Annotated in this window: 12 protein-coding genes; 6 read left to right on the plus strand and 6 right to left on the minus strand. The window is 38.4% G+C overall.

What is annotated here, in order from left to right; translation table 11 throughout:
• Positions 1-165: 165 nt before the first annotated feature.
• The 4 genes from N8M16_RS02900 to leuS form a co-directional block, all read right to left on the minus strand.
• Positions 166-1,398 (minus strand): acyl-CoA thioesterase/BAAT N-terminal domain-containing protein, encoded by a 1,233-nt coding sequence (locus tag N8M16_RS02900; RefSeq protein WP_261069604.1) that lies wholly within the window; start codon positions 1,396-1,398, stop codon positions 166-168.
• A 56-nt stretch (positions 1,399-1,454) separates the two neighbouring features.
• Entirely contained in the window at positions 1,455-1,910 is a 456-nt protein-coding gene (locus N8M16_RS02905; protein WP_023945709.1) for a MarR family transcriptional regulator, read from the minus strand.
• A 226-nt stretch (positions 1,911-2,136) separates the two neighbouring features.
• Positions 2,137-3,198 (minus strand): GTP pyrophosphokinase, encoded by a 1,062-nt coding sequence (locus N8M16_RS02910; protein WP_212573620.1) that lies wholly within the window; start codon positions 3,196-3,198, stop codon positions 2,137-2,139.
• 60 nt (positions 3,199-3,258) lie between these two features.
• Entirely contained in the window at positions 3,259-5,760 is a 2,502-nt protein-coding gene (leuS, locus tag N8M16_RS02915) for a leucine--tRNA ligase (RefSeq protein ID WP_261069605.1), read from the minus strand.
• A 147-nt stretch (positions 5,761-5,907) separates the two neighbouring features.
• Here leuS and N8M16_RS02920 point away from each other — a divergent pair, with 147 nt between their 5' ends.
• From N8M16_RS02920 to N8M16_RS02945, 6 genes are all read left to right on the plus strand, one after another.
• On the plus strand, positions 5,908-7,557 hold the full coding sequence (locus N8M16_RS02920; protein ID WP_261069606.1) for a sensor histidine kinase: 1,650 nt from the start codon (positions 5,908-5,910) through the stop codon (positions 7,555-7,557).
• Entirely contained in the window at positions 7,550-8,320 is a 771-nt protein-coding gene (locus tag N8M16_RS02925) for a response regulator transcription factor (protein WP_261069607.1), read from the plus strand. Before N8M16_RS02920 ends, N8M16_RS02925 begins: the two co-directional genes overlap by 8 nt.
• A gap of 215 nt (positions 8,321-8,535) precedes the next feature.
• Entirely contained in the window at positions 8,536-9,576 is a 1,041-nt protein-coding gene (locus N8M16_RS02930; protein ID WP_261069608.1) for an ABC transporter substrate-binding protein, read from the plus strand.
• Between the two features lie 162 nt (positions 9,577-9,738).
• Entirely contained in the window at positions 9,739-10,785 is a 1,047-nt protein-coding gene (locus tag N8M16_RS02935; protein ID WP_000731166.1) for an ABC transporter substrate-binding protein, read from the plus strand.
• A 12-nt stretch (positions 10,786-10,797) separates the two neighbouring features.
• Positions 10,798-11,889: an ABC transporter ATP-binding protein gene (locus N8M16_RS02940; RefSeq protein ID WP_001289697.1), complete on the plus strand. Its 1,092-nt coding sequence runs from the start codon at positions 10,798-10,800 to the stop codon at positions 11,887-11,889.
• Positions 11,879-13,537 carry an ABC transporter permease gene (locus N8M16_RS02945; protein WP_153198992.1) on the plus strand — a complete coding sequence of 553 codons (1,659 nt, stop codon included), beginning with the start codon at positions 11,879-11,881 and terminating at the stop codon, positions 13,535-13,537. The genes N8M16_RS02940 and N8M16_RS02945 overlap by 11 nt, the downstream gene beginning before the upstream one ends.
• Positions 13,538-13,639: 102 nt before the next feature.
• Here the strand turns inward: N8M16_RS02945 and N8M16_RS02950 are convergent, their stop codons facing one another.
• Both N8M16_RS02950 and N8M16_RS02955 read right to left on the minus strand, forming a co-directional pair.
• Positions 13,640-14,332 (minus strand): histidine phosphatase family protein, encoded by a 693-nt coding sequence (locus tag N8M16_RS02950; protein WP_261069609.1) that lies wholly within the window; start codon positions 14,330-14,332, stop codon positions 13,640-13,642.
• 244 nt (positions 14,333-14,576) lie between these two features.
• Positions 14,577-15,914, minus strand: coding sequence for a PFL family protein (locus tag N8M16_RS02955; protein WP_261069610.1), 1,338 nt, complete (start codon positions 15,912-15,914; stop codon positions 14,577-14,579).
• Positions 15,915-15,921 lie beyond the last annotated feature (7 nt).

A 15,921-nucleotide genomic window follows, 5' to 3' on the forward strand; every position in this document is an offset into this window, starting at 1 on the left:
TCAAATATGGGAACGAGTGAGTTAATGTCCCTTATGCTTCTCTCTATTTTTTACTGTTTGTATTCAAATTTCTCTTGTTTTAGTGTTTGCTTTTGTAGACTGGACTACCAACCAGAACTGTGTTTTTATCTTAGTTAGGACTATTATAGTACGGTTCAGCACTATCTACAAATTCTTCAGATGTGTATCAAAAAAATTTATCGTAACAAGCCAAGAGTCTACACTTTCTTTCATTAATAAGCACCAATCTTTTCGATAACGATGATTCGGTTGATAAGCAACCGTCAACATATGCCCTGTTTCATGGTATTTTTTAAACAAAATGGATTCCCCTTTATAATGTGAAATGATATCATCTATCGCGGATGATGCATTCCATATTTCATCAACATCGCTTCCTAGTAATAATAAAGGGGAGGAAATTTTACTCACATCAATCTGAGCCCTACTATCTTCAGGAATATGTTTTCCAAAAAACTTGTTTAACAAATAATCTCCTAACTGGAATTTTTGATAAGGAAGTTCCTTTTGTAAATATGTCCAAGAAGATGAATTAGAATTAAGTTTTCCCTTTATTCCCTCAAATATTACATTTGAGGGAGAATTGAGTACTAAACATTGCACATCATCCAAAATACTTTGTCCAGCCAGAACAAGCTCTGCTCCTTTAGAGCGACCATATATTCCTATTTTTGTATTATCAACTCGAGGATGATCATATAGAAAATCTTTCGCTTCCTCCAGACATTCTATTGGAATTCGTTCTAAATTTTGAGGTAATCCCTCTAAACCAAAATAAGCTATTGCAAGACAAATATAGCCTCTAGAAGATAAAAGTTGGGCAATATTCTGAGCTTTTTCAATTCTTCCCTCACTACCGCTAACAATAATCACGGCTGGCGCCCTTCTTAACTTTTCATCATAAAATAATCGACCTTGAAAATGCTTGTCATAGATATCTTGATATCTTACTCCCAGATTCATATAACGCCTTACAAAACTTTGCTCCGCGACCATATCTTTCCCCAGCCTGATTTTAATTTCAACACCAAAACAATCTCGTAATGGAATTCTATCAAGAGAACTCGGTAATCTCCTTTTCCTATTCTTCAACGGTTTCGCATTAAAGAATAATCCCATTTCTGAAACTCCTTTATAAGATCCCGAAATAGATGCTGTCTGAGAGGTATCAATCATACCGTCCTGATCAGATAAAAAAATTGCGGTTGATTTCCATATAACATCATGATCTAAAAGCAAGGGAGCATTTATACAGTAATAATCAGACAGGTACATTTCTACACAATACATTGCCCTTGGTTCTAAACCATTAATAGCCATATAAAAAGATTCATCCGCTAAATCTGTTTGTGAAATCAGTTCTATGTTTACAGTCATATCTTCTCCTTTTTGTTAATCTACTTAACAATTATATTTAAAATTTACCGCGACTTTTACCACGGTAATTCTCCCCACACCTGTTCAACATCATCCATCAGTTTCATAACCATTTGAAGGTCCTCATCACTATAGTTTCTTAAAACTGAAAAAATGGCTTTTTCAATATGTTCTTGCTGCCCTTTATGGATGTTAAAAACTTCAACCCCTTTTTTGGATAATATCAGATATTTATTTTTTTCATTATCCTGTGCGAATTCAAAAGTAACGAGATTTTTCTTGGTTAAACGCCTAACACTCTGAGTAATAGCACTCCTTGAGACTTCAAGTAACTCAGATAATTTTACTAGATTCATAGGCTGATTACGACCTATCAGGTCAATCAAATGGACTTCATTAATAGTGATTGACTTATCAATACTGTTCCTATGCTGATCCTTTTTCAACTGTTCAAAAGTTAAAACAAAACTGTTAAAACGATTATTAAACTTATGCAGTTCTTTCTTATTCATGGTCTTCTCCATTTTGTTAACCATATTAACAAAATAGTGTTTTCTTGTCAAGAAGAGCCCAAAAATCCTCCAGAGCTTAGCTCCGAAGGATTCATTTTTATTTCACAACAATATTAACAAGTTTGTTCGGTACCGCAATCACTTTCACTTTAGAAAGAGCAACACTACGAATTATTCAACTTAGTCAAATAGGAAACCCCTCTTTTCATATTTAAAAAATTACTTTTTAACCTTCATAAACTTTATTTGGATACGATATACCAAATTCATCTGAAAATTCAGCATCAGAAACTTTCATAAATTTTTCATCAGAAATATTAATATTATTAACTGATTCTAACACATTAGTGATGTGCAATAATGGAGTCAATACCGATATACCCGTATAATGTACAATATCCATCTCAATTTCATATACTCTTAGAAAGATATCTTTATATTTTTCTAATAATTTATCTATATCTCCTATAGTCTTTAAGCCCAAACTTTTTGCTCTCTGGACTACAGTGGATAGATAAGAACTGTTAATATTAAAATTTATGGGCACATCTAACAGTTTAATCTCATCCAGTAACTTAATGTAATTTGGATCTTCCGTTACATAAGTCATAAGTGTACTACTATCTATTGGTAATTCTTCTTTTGAAGTAGGTAATTTTTTTCTTACCTCCTGCTCATAGTTATTAATATTATTTTTTAACTGTAAAAAATTATCATCGGCTAATTCAATTAGTCCCGCCAATCTGGAGAATTGTCTTCTATATTGATCAGGTATATCTTCCTTACTTTTATATCCCAAATCATGTTCAATTTCAGCCCAGGCATGCTGCATAACTGTCCTAATTTGTATCTCTAATTTTATATTCTTAAATCTACCATATAAAGTAGATGGAGTAGTCCCTTCTTTTAAACCCACCACATAATGAAGTGAAACATAACCAAATTTTGTTGGATCCTCACTTTTACGTTTATCAATAGTATTCTCTACATCAACCTCGAATTCTTGACTGATTAACTCAGCTATTTTATCAACATCATCACTAAAGTACGTTATGATACGAATACCGCATAAATCGGTAATCTCAGCTAAATTAGAATAATTTTTCCTTTTTACTTTGCCTTCAAGAGACTCTACAGTTTTTACTCTCCCAATTATTTCATGAACGTTAATAGATTGACTTTTAATAATACTCTCCACAGTATTCTCTACATAATCTAAGCAACCTTCATAACTCCCCCGTGAAGCAGAATATTCTTCAACAATCTCCTTATGACTTTGAGTCCTCATTAGTACCTCCCAAAAAGTGAACAAAAACTTGTTTCTTGTTTAATCATCTATAGTCTACAATTATTTCACAACAATATTAACCAATTTATTCGGTACACTAATCACTTTCACGATTTCCTTACCGTCAATTTCTGCTTTGACTTTTTCATCAGCGAGAGCAATTTCTTGCAATTCTTCGCGTGATAGATCTTTAGCAACCATGAGTTTAGCACGGACTTTTCCTTTGATTTGGACAACGATTTCGATTTCGTCTTCAACCAATTTGCTTTCATCCCAAGTTGGCCAAGCTACATAAGAGATAGATTCTCCTGTTGCTGCAACTGTTTGCCAGAGCTCTTCTGCCAAGTGAGGAGCAAATGGTGCGATCAATTGGATAAATCCTTTGGCGTAGTCCACATAGAGCTTGTCTTCCTTGTTAGCGGCGTTGACAAAGACCATAAGTTGGGCAATAGCTGTGTTGAATTTCATGGATTCGATTTGCTCAGTGACAGATTTGACTGTTTCATTGTAGACCTTGTCAAGAGCGCCATTGTTTTCCGCAACGATTTCCTTACTCGTAATCAAACGGTAAACACGGTCAAGGAATTTACGGCTTCCTTCCAGACCTTCTTCAGACCAAGCAATCGAAGCATCAAGTGGTCCCATAAACATTTCATAAACACGAAGGGTGTCGGCACCGTATTGTTCCACCACATCGTCTGGGTTAACAACGTTCTTAAGCGATTTAGACATCTTAGCTGGTGCTTGCTCCAACTCTTCCCCTGTTTCCACATGGAAGAAAGAACCGTCACGTTTTTCAACCTTATCAGTCGCCACAAGAGCCCCACGGTGGTCACGGTAGCTGGTTCCCAAAATCATTCCTTGGTTAAAGAGTTTTTGGAATGGCTCTTTTGTTGGAACAACACCGAGGTCATAGAGGAATTTGTGCCAGAAACGAGCGTAAAGCAAGTGAAGTACAGCATGCTCTGCTCCACCCACATAGATATCTACTGGCAACCATTGTTTGAGAAGATCCTCATCAGCCAATTTCTCAGTATTGTGTGGATCAATATAGCGGAGGTAGTACCAGCTTGAACCAGCCCATTGTGGCATAGTATTGGTTTCGCGACGACCTTTGACACCATCTTCACGAGTCACTTCAAGCCAGTCTGTCAAGTTAGCTAGTGGACTTTCTCCTGTACCTGAAGGGCGAATATCCTTGGTTACTGGCAAGACAAGTGGCAATTCACTTTCAGGAACATCTGTTGAAGTCCCATCTTCCCAATGAATGATTGGAATTGGCTCACCCCAGTAACGTTGACGGCTAAAGAGCCAGTCGCGGAGACGGTAGGTAACCTTCTCTTGTCCACAGCCTTTTTCTTCCAACCAAGCCACAATCTTGGCAATAGCATCTTCTTTGTTGAGTCCATCTAGAAAGTCTGAGTTAACATGAAGGCCATCTTCTGTGTAGGCAGCTTCTGCTACATTTCCACCTTCAAGTACTTCGACGATTGGAAGATCAAATTGTTTGGCAAATTCCCAGTCACGTTGATCGTGGGCAGGCACAGCCATAACGGCACCTGTTCCGTAACTAGCAAGAACATAGTCGGCAATCCAGATTGGAATTTCCTTACCATTGACAGGGTTGATGGCATAAGCACCTGTCCAGACACCAGTTTTTTCTTTGGCAAGGTCTGTACGAGCCAAGTCTGATTTCAGACTGGCTTGGTGTTTGTAGTCTGCTACTGCCTCTGCTTGCTCTGGACTTGTGATAGCGTCAACCAAATCATGTTCAGGAGCCAAAACAGTGAAAGTCGCACCGAAAAGGGTGTCCGGACGAGTGGTAAAGACTGTGAATTCCTTGTCTGTTCCCTTAACTTTAAAAGTTACATTAGCACCAGTTGATTTCCCAATCCAGTTGCGTTGCATGTCCTTGATAGACTCCGGCCAATCTAGTTCATCTAAATCATTGAGCAAGCGCTCTGCGTAAGCCGTGATTTTGAGCATCCATTGGCGCATTGGCTTGCGGACAACTGGATAGCCTCCACGCTCAGAAGTTCCGTCAGGAAGAACCTCTTCGTTGGCGATGGCTGTTCCCAATTCCTCAACCCAGTTTACTGGCACTTCCGCTTCATAGGCCAAGCCTTTTTCGTAAAGCTTAGTGAAAATCCATTGCGTCCACTTGTAATAGTTTGGATCTGTGGTATTGACTTCACGATCCCAGTCATAAGAAAATCCAAGCGCATTGATTTGGCGTTTGAAGTTGGCAATGTTCTCAGCTGTAAATTCTGCTGGGTCATTACCTGTATCCATAGCGTATTGCTCTGCAGGCAAACCAAAAGCATCCCAACCCATTGGATGAAGGACATTGTAGCCTCGCGCACGTTTGTAACGGCTGAGGATATCAGTTGCAGTATAACCTTCTGGGTGTCCTACGTGCAGACCCGCCCCAGACGGATAAGGGAACATGTCAAGAGCATAAAACTTCGGTTTTGATGCATCTGTTCCTGTCTTAAATGTATGATGTTCCGCCCAGTAGCCCTGCCACTTAGGCTCAATTTCTTTATGATTGTAAAAACTCATGGTCTCTCTCCAATTTTGTGATGTTACTATTATACCATTTTTGAGGGAATTTGGTCTCGTTCTATTCTATACTTTTCTATTTTACCTTGCTCTAGATTTTTTAAACTGCTATACTTATAATAGAAAACCCTTTTAAGGAGGTAATGGATGTCTCATTCTTTTAAAAAATCTCTCCAAAAAGAAATTCTCCATAGAAGCTCTATCGCCGCCTTTGTGACCTCTCTTTTACTACTCATTTTACTTTTTGGTTTTTCCTATGTTTTACAAAAGCAACAACTCTCCAAAGACACGAGACAGATTGTCAAACAAGTTCAAGAGATGAAAAAAGCAAATAGTGAACTCCTAACCACTATGAACCATAAAATGATTCCAGGATTTTTGGATGGCAAACACACAGAGCGAGAAGTCTTTAGCTTATTTTACGAGACAAAAGCTAAATTAAAACTTAGTTCTGACCTCATTATCCTAAGCGATACAGGTGAATTGCTATTCAGTACCAATCGAAATCATCAAGAAAGTATTTTATCTCCCTACTATCTAAAACTACTCATTCAAAATCCTTCTCAAGAAAAAGTGACAGAAAAAATTGCACTCTCTTCAGACAAGCAACACTACACACTCTTTATCAAACCACTACTTCAAGACCAACGAGTTATAGCCTATACTATTGCTTTCGTAAATGAGAATGATTTCATCTCAAGTTTCCCAATGATTAATTCCAAATACATCATTACCGATAGCTTTGGAAATATGTTTTCCAACAATACAAATCAGTTTACTCGTTCCACTCTTGAAAAATTTGATGAAAAACTCCTACACTCTCGCACCCACTGGTATGCGAATGAACCGCTTATTGTCCAAAAAGAAAAAGTCGGTGCTATTTTTTCAATCTATACTTTTCAATCCTTTTTTCCCATTCCTAGCTTACTCGGCCTAGCCTCCGTCCTCACCTTATGTATATTCTTCCTCTACTTCTGGCAAGCAAGGCGAATTGCTCATAAGATTGCTACACACAACGCTGTTCCTATTGAAAGTTTGGTTTACCAACTTCAAGAAATTCCCAAACAAGCAGAAAAAAGGCTTTCTCTACAAACAGGTGATGAGTTTGAATTTATGGCCGAAAAAATCAACAATATGTTGTACGAATTAGATCAACTTCATCAGAAAATGTTGACCATAGAAAAAGAAAAGTGGATTTTTGAAAGAAAAATGCTGGAAGCTCAGTTCAATCCTCATTTTCTCTACAATACACTTGAGACGATTAAAATCACTTCTTTAATGGATGCCGCCCTCACACAAGACCTGATTCAAAACCTCACGCGCATTCTTCGCTACAGTATCACCGATTTAGAAAAAGAAACAACCATTTGTCAGGATTTAAAGATTATAGAGGATTACCTGATTATTCATAAAATTCGTTTTGAGCACTTTTCTTATGATATTGTCTGTCCAGAAACTGTCGATAATCAGCCTATTCCTAAACTTTTCTTGCTTCCTCTCGTAGAAAATGCTATAAAATATGGGATGCAATACCGTATTGATCTTCATATTGATATCCAAATTACCTTGGAAGCAGATTCTCTGACTTTTTTAGTCAAGGATAATGCCGGAGGGCTCACAAAACAAGAGCGACTCGCTATTTTAGACTCTTTAGAAAGCCCTCATACCCAGCATGGCATCGTTAACAGCTATAAACGATTGAGCAATTTCTTTTCTGATGTCCAGCTAGATTTAGGAGTCAATCGCCAAGGAGAAACTTGGGTCAAATTTATAACGAAAGGACTAACTCATGTTTAAGCTCATTATCGTAGAGGATGAACACCTCATCCGAAAATGGCTAGAAATTGCCGTAGACTACTCTGCCTTAGGTATCCAAGTCGTAGGAACTGCCAGTCACGGTCAAGAGGGAATGAAACTCATCCAAGAAAAAGAACCTCATATTGTCTTAACAGACATCACAATGCCAATTATGGATGCTTTTATGATGTTCGAAGCCACTCGTACTCTCTCCTATGAAAAAGTTATCTTATCAGGTTATAACGATTTTCAAAATGCTAAAAAAGCCATGCAATATGGAGCAGTTGATTTCTTATCCAAACCAATTGATACCAAGGAGTTGACAGAATGTCTTCACAAAATTGTTTTGCGATTACGAGTTAGCACTTATCAAGAAACTCCTTTTTTAGAAGAATATCAAACTTTACTCACCTCTATCCAACAAGTTGATACACAAAACCAAATCATTCAGCAAACTCTGGAATTTGTGCATCAACACTACTGCATGCACTTTACCATTTCTACCATTGCAGAGAATCTAGGATATAGCGAAAGTTATCTATATAAGGTCATCAAAGAAGACTTCCCAATGACGTTAAATGAATATATCTTACGCTACCGCCTCAAGCAAGCTATAGATAAAATGGCTGAATCCCCTAATTCTCCCTTAAGCGATATCTCTGAACAAGTTGGATTTTCAGACTATAAATATTTTGCCAAAGTTTTTAAAAAGTATCTCCATATTTCTCCAAAAGAATTAAAACTCATGGATAAAAACCATTGATGTAAAAGGATTGCTCAACTCTATTGTAGCAATCTTTTTATTTTATACTTCCCATCGAAATCCCAGCTACAGTTTACCCATCCTTGCTCGAGACACCCATTTTCTATTTCCCGTTTTAGATTTCTTTAAGGTTTTTATTATATCCTGTAGAACTCTACAATTTAAAAATATTAACAATCTAGGTAGAGAAAACGTTCGTAAAAAAGGAGATAATTATGAAAAAACTACTATTCTTTCTCTCTTGTGGCTGGATATTTCTTACTTTATCAGGATGTTCCTCTTCTATAGAAGCGGAAACTAGCTCTGAAAAAGATTCAGATAACACTTTGGTTGTCTACTCACCTAACCCTGAAGACCTTATCGAAGAAACAATCCCAGCCTTTGAAGAAAAATATGGTATCAAGGTTGACTTAGTACAAGCCAGCACTGGTGAATTGTTCAAAAAAGCTGAGGCCGAAAAAGAATCCCCTGTAGCTGATGTCATTTTCGGAGGCTCCTACGCCCTCTTCTCTTCTAACGAAAATCTTTTTGAACCTTATATTTCTCAAGAGAACGACCAGATAATCCCTGATTATCAAAACAAAACCGGATTCTATACGCCTTATACACTTGATGTCAGTGTCATCATTGCCAATTCATCCCTTATAAAAGATATAAAAATTGAAGGCTACAATGATCTACTCAATCCTAAATTAAAAGGAAAAATTGCTACTGCTGATCCAAGTAACGCATCTAGCGCCTTTGCTCAATTAACAAACATGCTTGTCGATCAAGGTGGATACGAAAATGAACAAGCTTGGACCTATGTGAAAAATCTCTTTACCCTAGTAGATGGAAAAATTGCATCTAGCTCTTCGAATGTTTACAAAGCTGTCGCCGATGGGGAAATGGCTGTAGGACTCACCTATGAAGATCCTGCCTTAAAACTCTTAAATGATGGGGTTGATGTAAAAGTTATTTATCCAAAAGAAGGAACCGTCTTTTTACCTGGTAACACAGCTATCATCAAAAATGCCAAACACATGGAAAACGCTAAGAAATTTATCGATTTCATTCTTTCTCAAGAAATCCAAGATAAGCTAGGAACTGAAACTACAATTAGACCTATTCGTAAAAATGCTAAAACTAATAAAAATATGAAGGCTATGACAGAAATCAATATTGCCACCGAAGATTCAGATTATGTCATTAAAAATAAATCCACTATTCTTAAAAAGTACAATGATATTTTTACAGATATCCAATCTAAAAAATAAAATTTGACTTACCAGTGATTAGCTGTCAAACCCTGCTATAAAATCAAAAAGATTACTTCCGTTTTTGTAGAGAATTTTACTCTAATAGAATAGAATTATCGGTTTTAAAAGCGCTTACATTGTTTTAAAATAAACTTAAATAACACAACGGAGGTATCCATCATGAAAAAGAAATGGATGTATTATGCTGCTTGCGGACTAGCTCTTTTTGGTCTTGCTGCTTGTTCTTCTAATGAATCTGCCGATGGCGGTTCATCTGATAAAGGAGACGGCGGTTCGCTAGTCGTTTATTCACCAAACTCAGAGGGCTTAATCGGAGCAACTATTCCTGCCTTTGAAGAAAAGTATGGTATCAAAGTAGAACTGATTCAAGCTGGTACTGGGGAACTTTTCAAAAAACTGGAGTCAGAAAAAGAAGCTCCTGTAGCTGATGTCATCTTTGGTGGTTCTTATACACAATATGCTACCCACGGAGAACTCTTTGAAAACTATACTTCAAAAGAAAATGATAATGTTATCAAAGAATATCAAAACACAACTGGCTACTCTACACCTTATACACTAGATGGTAGTGTTTTAATCGTCAATCCTGATTTAACAAAAGGCATGAACATCGAAGGATATAGCGACCTTCTCAAACCTGAACTAAAAGGAAAAATCGCAACTGCTGACCCAGCAAACTCTTCTAGCGCCTTTGCTCAATTAACAAATATGCTACAAGCTCAAGGTGGTTACAAAGACGATAAAGCTTGGTCTTATGTAAAAGATCTCTTCACACTTATTGATGGTAAAATCGGTTCAAGCTCATCTGGTGTCTATAAAGCAGTCGCTGACGGAGAAATGGCTGTTGGTCTCTCTTATGAAGATCCAGCAGTTAAACTCTTAAATGACGGAGCTAATATCAAGGTAGTCTATCCAAAAGAAGGAACCGTCTTCCTACCTGCTAGTGCTGCTATCGTTAAAAAAGCGAAAAATATGGAAAATGCCAAGAAATTTATCGATTTTATTATCTCTCAAGAAGTACAAGATACACTTGGTACAACCACTACTAACCGTCCTGTTCGTAAAAATGCCAAAACAAGCGAAAACATGAAACCAATTGACAAAATCAAAACACTCACTGAAGATTATGATTATGTCATCAAGAATAAATCAGATATTGTTAAGAAATACAACGAAGTCTTTACAGATATCCAATCTAAACAGTAAAAGAGGTTCACTATGAGTGAGATCAAAATTATTAACGCCAAAAAAATCTACCACGATGTCCCTGTTATTGAGAATTTGAACATTACAATTCCAAAAGGAAGTCTCTTTACCCTTCTTGGGCCTTCAGGTTGTGGGAAAACGACTCTTCTTCGTATGATTGCAGGTTTCAACAGTATCGAAGGCGGAGAATTTTACTTCGATGATACAAAAATCAATAATATGGAACCCAGCAAACGCAATATAGGGATGGTTTTTCAAAACTACGCTATTTTCCCACATTTGACTGTTCGAGATAATGTTGCTTTTGGTCTCAAGCAAAAGAAAGTCCCTAAAGAAGAATTGGTCCAACAGACCAATAAGTATCTTGAACTCATGCAAATTGCTCAATATGCGGATCGAAAGCCCGATAAACTTAGTGGTGGACAACAACAACGTGTCGCCTTGGCACGCGCCTTAGCTGTTAATCCAAGTGTTCTCCTCATGGACGAGCCGCTCAGTAACCTAGATGCCAAACTTCGCTTGGATATGCGTCAAGCCATTCGAGAAATCCAACACGAAGTGGGAATTACAACTGTTTATGTGACCCACGACCAAGAAGAAGCTATGGCTATTTCAGACCAAATTGCTGTTATGAAAGATGGGGTGATTCAACAAATCGGCCGACCAAAAGAACTCTATCATAAACCAGCTAATGAGTTTGTAGCAACCTTTATCGGACGCACAAATATTATCCCTGCCAATCTCGAAAAACGGAGCGACGGCGCTTATATCGTCTTTTCAGATGGCTATGCCCTTCGAATGCCAGCCCTTGATCAGGCTGAAGCACAAGCTATTCATGTAAGTATTCGTCCTGAAGAATTCATTAAAGATGAATCTGGAGATATTGAAGGAATTATTAGCGATAGCGTCTATCTTGGACTGAATACTGAATACTTCATCGAGACAGGTTTTGCCTCAAAAATTCAAGTTAGCGAAGAATCAACTTTTGAAGAAGATCTACAAAAAGGCGATCGTATTCGTCTACGAATCAATACTCAAAAATTAAACGTCTTTTCTGCAGATGGTTCACAAAACCTGATAAAAGGAGTCAACCATGGAACGTAAAAAACTAAATATTTGGACAGCCTCCTCTTTCTTCATCTTTCTTACCTATCTTGTCTTTCTGGTTTATCCTATCGTTACCGTGCTCAAGCAAGCACTCATACATGAGGGACAATTTTCACTAGCTAATTTTGTCACTTTCTTTAGTAAAGCCTACTACTCTGAGACACTTGTCAACAGTTTCAAGGTTTCCATTACCGCTACTGTCACTTCCTTAGTTGTAGGAACCCTATTAGCTTATCTCTTTTCCATGTATGACTTCAAGGGAAAGAAATTTCTACAAATATTGATTATCATTGCTTCCATGTCAGCTCCTTTCGTGGGAGCCTACTCCTGGATTCTCTTGCTGGGACGAAATGGGGTCATCACAAAATTCATGACAAATACTCTTCATCTTCCAGCTATTGATATTTATGGATTCAAAGGAATTGTACTTGTCTTTACACTGCAACTATTCCCACTGGTATTTCTATACGTTGCTGGGACAATGAAAAGTATTGACAATTCTCTACTTGAAGCTGCTGAAAGCATGGGGTCCTTCGGATTTAAGCGTATCGTAACGGTTGTTTTACCTCTCCTAGTTCCAACCTTACTAGCTGCTGCCCTGCTTGTGTTTATGAGAGCATTCTCAGATTTTGGAACGCCTATGTTGATTGGTGAAGGATATCGGACTTTCCCCGTCTTGATTTATACCCAATTCATTAGCGAGGTTGGAGGAAATTCTGCTTTTGCATCTGCTTTAGCAATTATGGCGATTATCATTGCCTTGGCAATCTTCCTTATCCAAAAATACATCTCAAACCGCTACAGTTTCAGCATGAATTCGCTCCATCCAATTGAGCCTAAAAAAACTACAAAAGGAAAAATGGCTGCCATTTATGCAACAGTCTACGGAATTATCTTGTTCTCTGTTCTACCTCAAGTCTACTTGATTTATACTTCTTTCCTAAAAACATCAGGTATGGTATTTGTCAAAGGTTATTCTCTAAACAGTTACAAGGTAGCTTTCAATCGTATGGGATCTGCTATTTTCAATACTATTCGTATCCCTTTGATTGCCTTAGTTCTAGTTGTCCTATTCGCAACATTTATCTCCTACCTAGCCGTTAGAAAACGGAATTTGTTTACAAACTTAATTGACAGCCTCAGTATGGTCCCTTATATTGTACCCGGAACTGTTCTAGGGATTGCCTTCATTTCTTCCTTCAATACTGGTCTATTTGGAAGTGGATTTCTTATGATTACAGGAACAGCTTTCATCTTGATTATGTCACTATCTGTCAGAAGATTACCTTATACTATTCGCTCATCTGTTGCTAGCTTGCAACAAATAGCACCAAGTATTGAAGAAGCCGCTGAAAGCTTAGGAAGTAGTCGTCTCAATACCTTTGCCAAGATTACAACTCCAATGATGCTATCTGGTATTATTTCTGGAGCCATCCTATCTTGGGTCACAATGATTTCAGAACTATCTACTTCTATCCTCCTCTACAATGTCAAAACAAGAACAATGACTGTAGCCATTTATACAGAGGTTCTCAGAGGAAATTACGGTGTAGCCGCAGCCTTGTCAACGATCTTGACTGTTCTAACAATAGGTTCCTTGCTCTTGTTCATGAAAATCTCTAAAAGCAATAGCATTACACTTTAGTTTTCCCCATCAAAAACAGCCGAAAGGATTACCCTCGGCTGTTTTTTCTTATCTTGATATTCCTATCAAATCCCTAGTTCATAGCAAGCAAGTCTAGACTAATTAAATAGAGGCTTCCTCCATTTTCTCCCGTCCTAGTTCTCGGTAACTACGGTCACCAACAGCCTCAACGCTAAACTGGCCGTCCTCATATTCAAGGATCGTCACGCTACCATTATCGAGACCATGCGGATGCATGCCATTAATCAGATAAACAATGGTTCCAATAGTCATTCCGTGGCTAACGACAATGGCATTGCCCCCACCCTGCTCTTCCATTTCTTTGGCAATCGCTTCAAAGCCTTCCTTAATTCGGCCACTGAGTTTTTCCCAGCCTTCAGCCCAACCAGCTGTATCGACCTCTACCAAACCCTCAGCCAGTTCAGCATAAGACAATTGGTGAACGTGGTCCACATTAAAGATACGAGGAATAATGCCCATGAAAAGATCACCATCATAAGCTCCGTCAAAACTACCGAAACACCATTCTCTGATACGCTTGTCCATGCGATAAGGGATTTTTCCCTGCAAGCCAAGTTCATCAAGGATAATTCCCATTGTCTGAATGGTGCGCCCAGAATCACTCGAATAAGCACGCTCAAACTGTAGACCAGATTCGCGCAAACCGATTCCTAATTCTTGAATCCCTCGTTCACCTTCAGCTGTTAAGGGAGTATCGCTCCAACCTTGCGCGCGACCAATCGTGTTAAACATAGTCTTGCCATGACGTACCAAATACAATCGTACTTTTACCATTTTCCGTCCTCCGTTTGCTTCTATTATATCATGGATGATAAAACAAAAGCCACCCAGACAGGCGACTTTTGCAGGAGATTATTATGAAAAAGTTTAGGAGTTCTATTAAATAAAGATATTAGATGAAAATCAAATTCAAACTAAATCAGTGTTATCTGTTTCAAATAATATTAGGAGGTCTTTATTTAATGATTATAGTATACACAGCCAACCTTAAATAGAACTTAAAATTTCTCCTATTTTCTTAATTTTTAAAACTATGAATTGGTGCTGGAATTTGTCCACCGCGAGAGATGAAATCGACAGACGAAGCCCCATTGACCTTCATAACAGGTGCAGTACCTAATAGGCCACCAAACTCAATCATATCGCCTTCTTTTCCTTTTGGAATAATACGAACAGCCGTAGTTTTCATGTTAATGACACCAATTGCAGCTTCGTCTGCAATCATAGCCGCAATGGTTTCAGCAGGTGTATCCTCCGGAATGGCAATCATATCCAAACCAACAGAACAGATAGCCGTCATAGCTTCTAGTTTTTCCAGATTAAGAGAGCCATTTTGCACTGCAGCAATCATTCCTTCATCTTCTGAAACAGGGATAAAGGCACCAGACAAACCACCAACTTGGTTGCAGGCCATGACTCCGCCCTTCTTAACTTGGTCATTCAAGAGAGCCAAGGCAGCCGTCGTCCCATGCGTACCAACTGTTTCTAGCCCCATTTCTTCAAGGACACGTGCAACAGAATCTCCAACAGCAGGAGTTGGCGCCAAACTCAAGTCCACAATACCAAACTCCACACCGAGTCTCTCACTGGCCATTTGACCAACCAATTGACCGATACGAGTGATCTTGAAGGCAGTCTTCTTAACTGTTTCGGCTACTACATCAAAGCTCTGTCCACGAACTTTTTCCAAGGCACGTTTCACCACACCAGGACCAGAAACTCCGACATTGATGATAACATCTGCCTCCCCAACACCATGGAAGGCACCAGCCATAAACGGATTGTCCTCAACAGCATTAGCGAATACAACCAACTTAGCTGCCCCCATATCAGATAAAGTTGCCGTTTCCTTGATAACTCGTCCCATATCTGCGACAGCCGTCATATTGATGCCAGACTTGGTTGAGCCGATATTGACTGACGAGCAAACCTTATGCGTTTCAGCCAAAGCGCGAGGAATAGAATTGATGAGAATCTCATCTCCCTTTTGGTACCCCTTTTGTACCAAGGCAGAGAAACCACCAATAAAGTCCACTCCAATCTCTTTCGCAGCCTTATCAAGCGCTTTTGCCAAAACTACATAGTCTGCGGCATCTGTCGCTGCTCCAATCAGAGAAATAGGAGTCACCGATACACGCTTATTAACGATAGGAATTCCCAACTCAGCTGCAATTTCATCGCCAACAGCCACTAAATTAGCCGCCTTGGTCGTAATCTTTTGATAAATTTTCTCCGCAGCACGATTAATATCTGGATCGATACAGTCCAAAAGGGAAATCCCCATGGTAATGGTTCTAATATCGAAATTTTGCTCCTCAATCATGGAGATGGTTTCAGTAACTTGTCTAATATCCATGATAACC

This window comes from Streptococcus mitis (assembly GCF_946188375.1).
In the GTDB taxonomy this organism is placed as follows: domain Bacteria; phylum Bacillota; class Bacilli; order Lactobacillales; family Streptococcaceae; genus Streptococcus; species Streptococcus mitis_CX.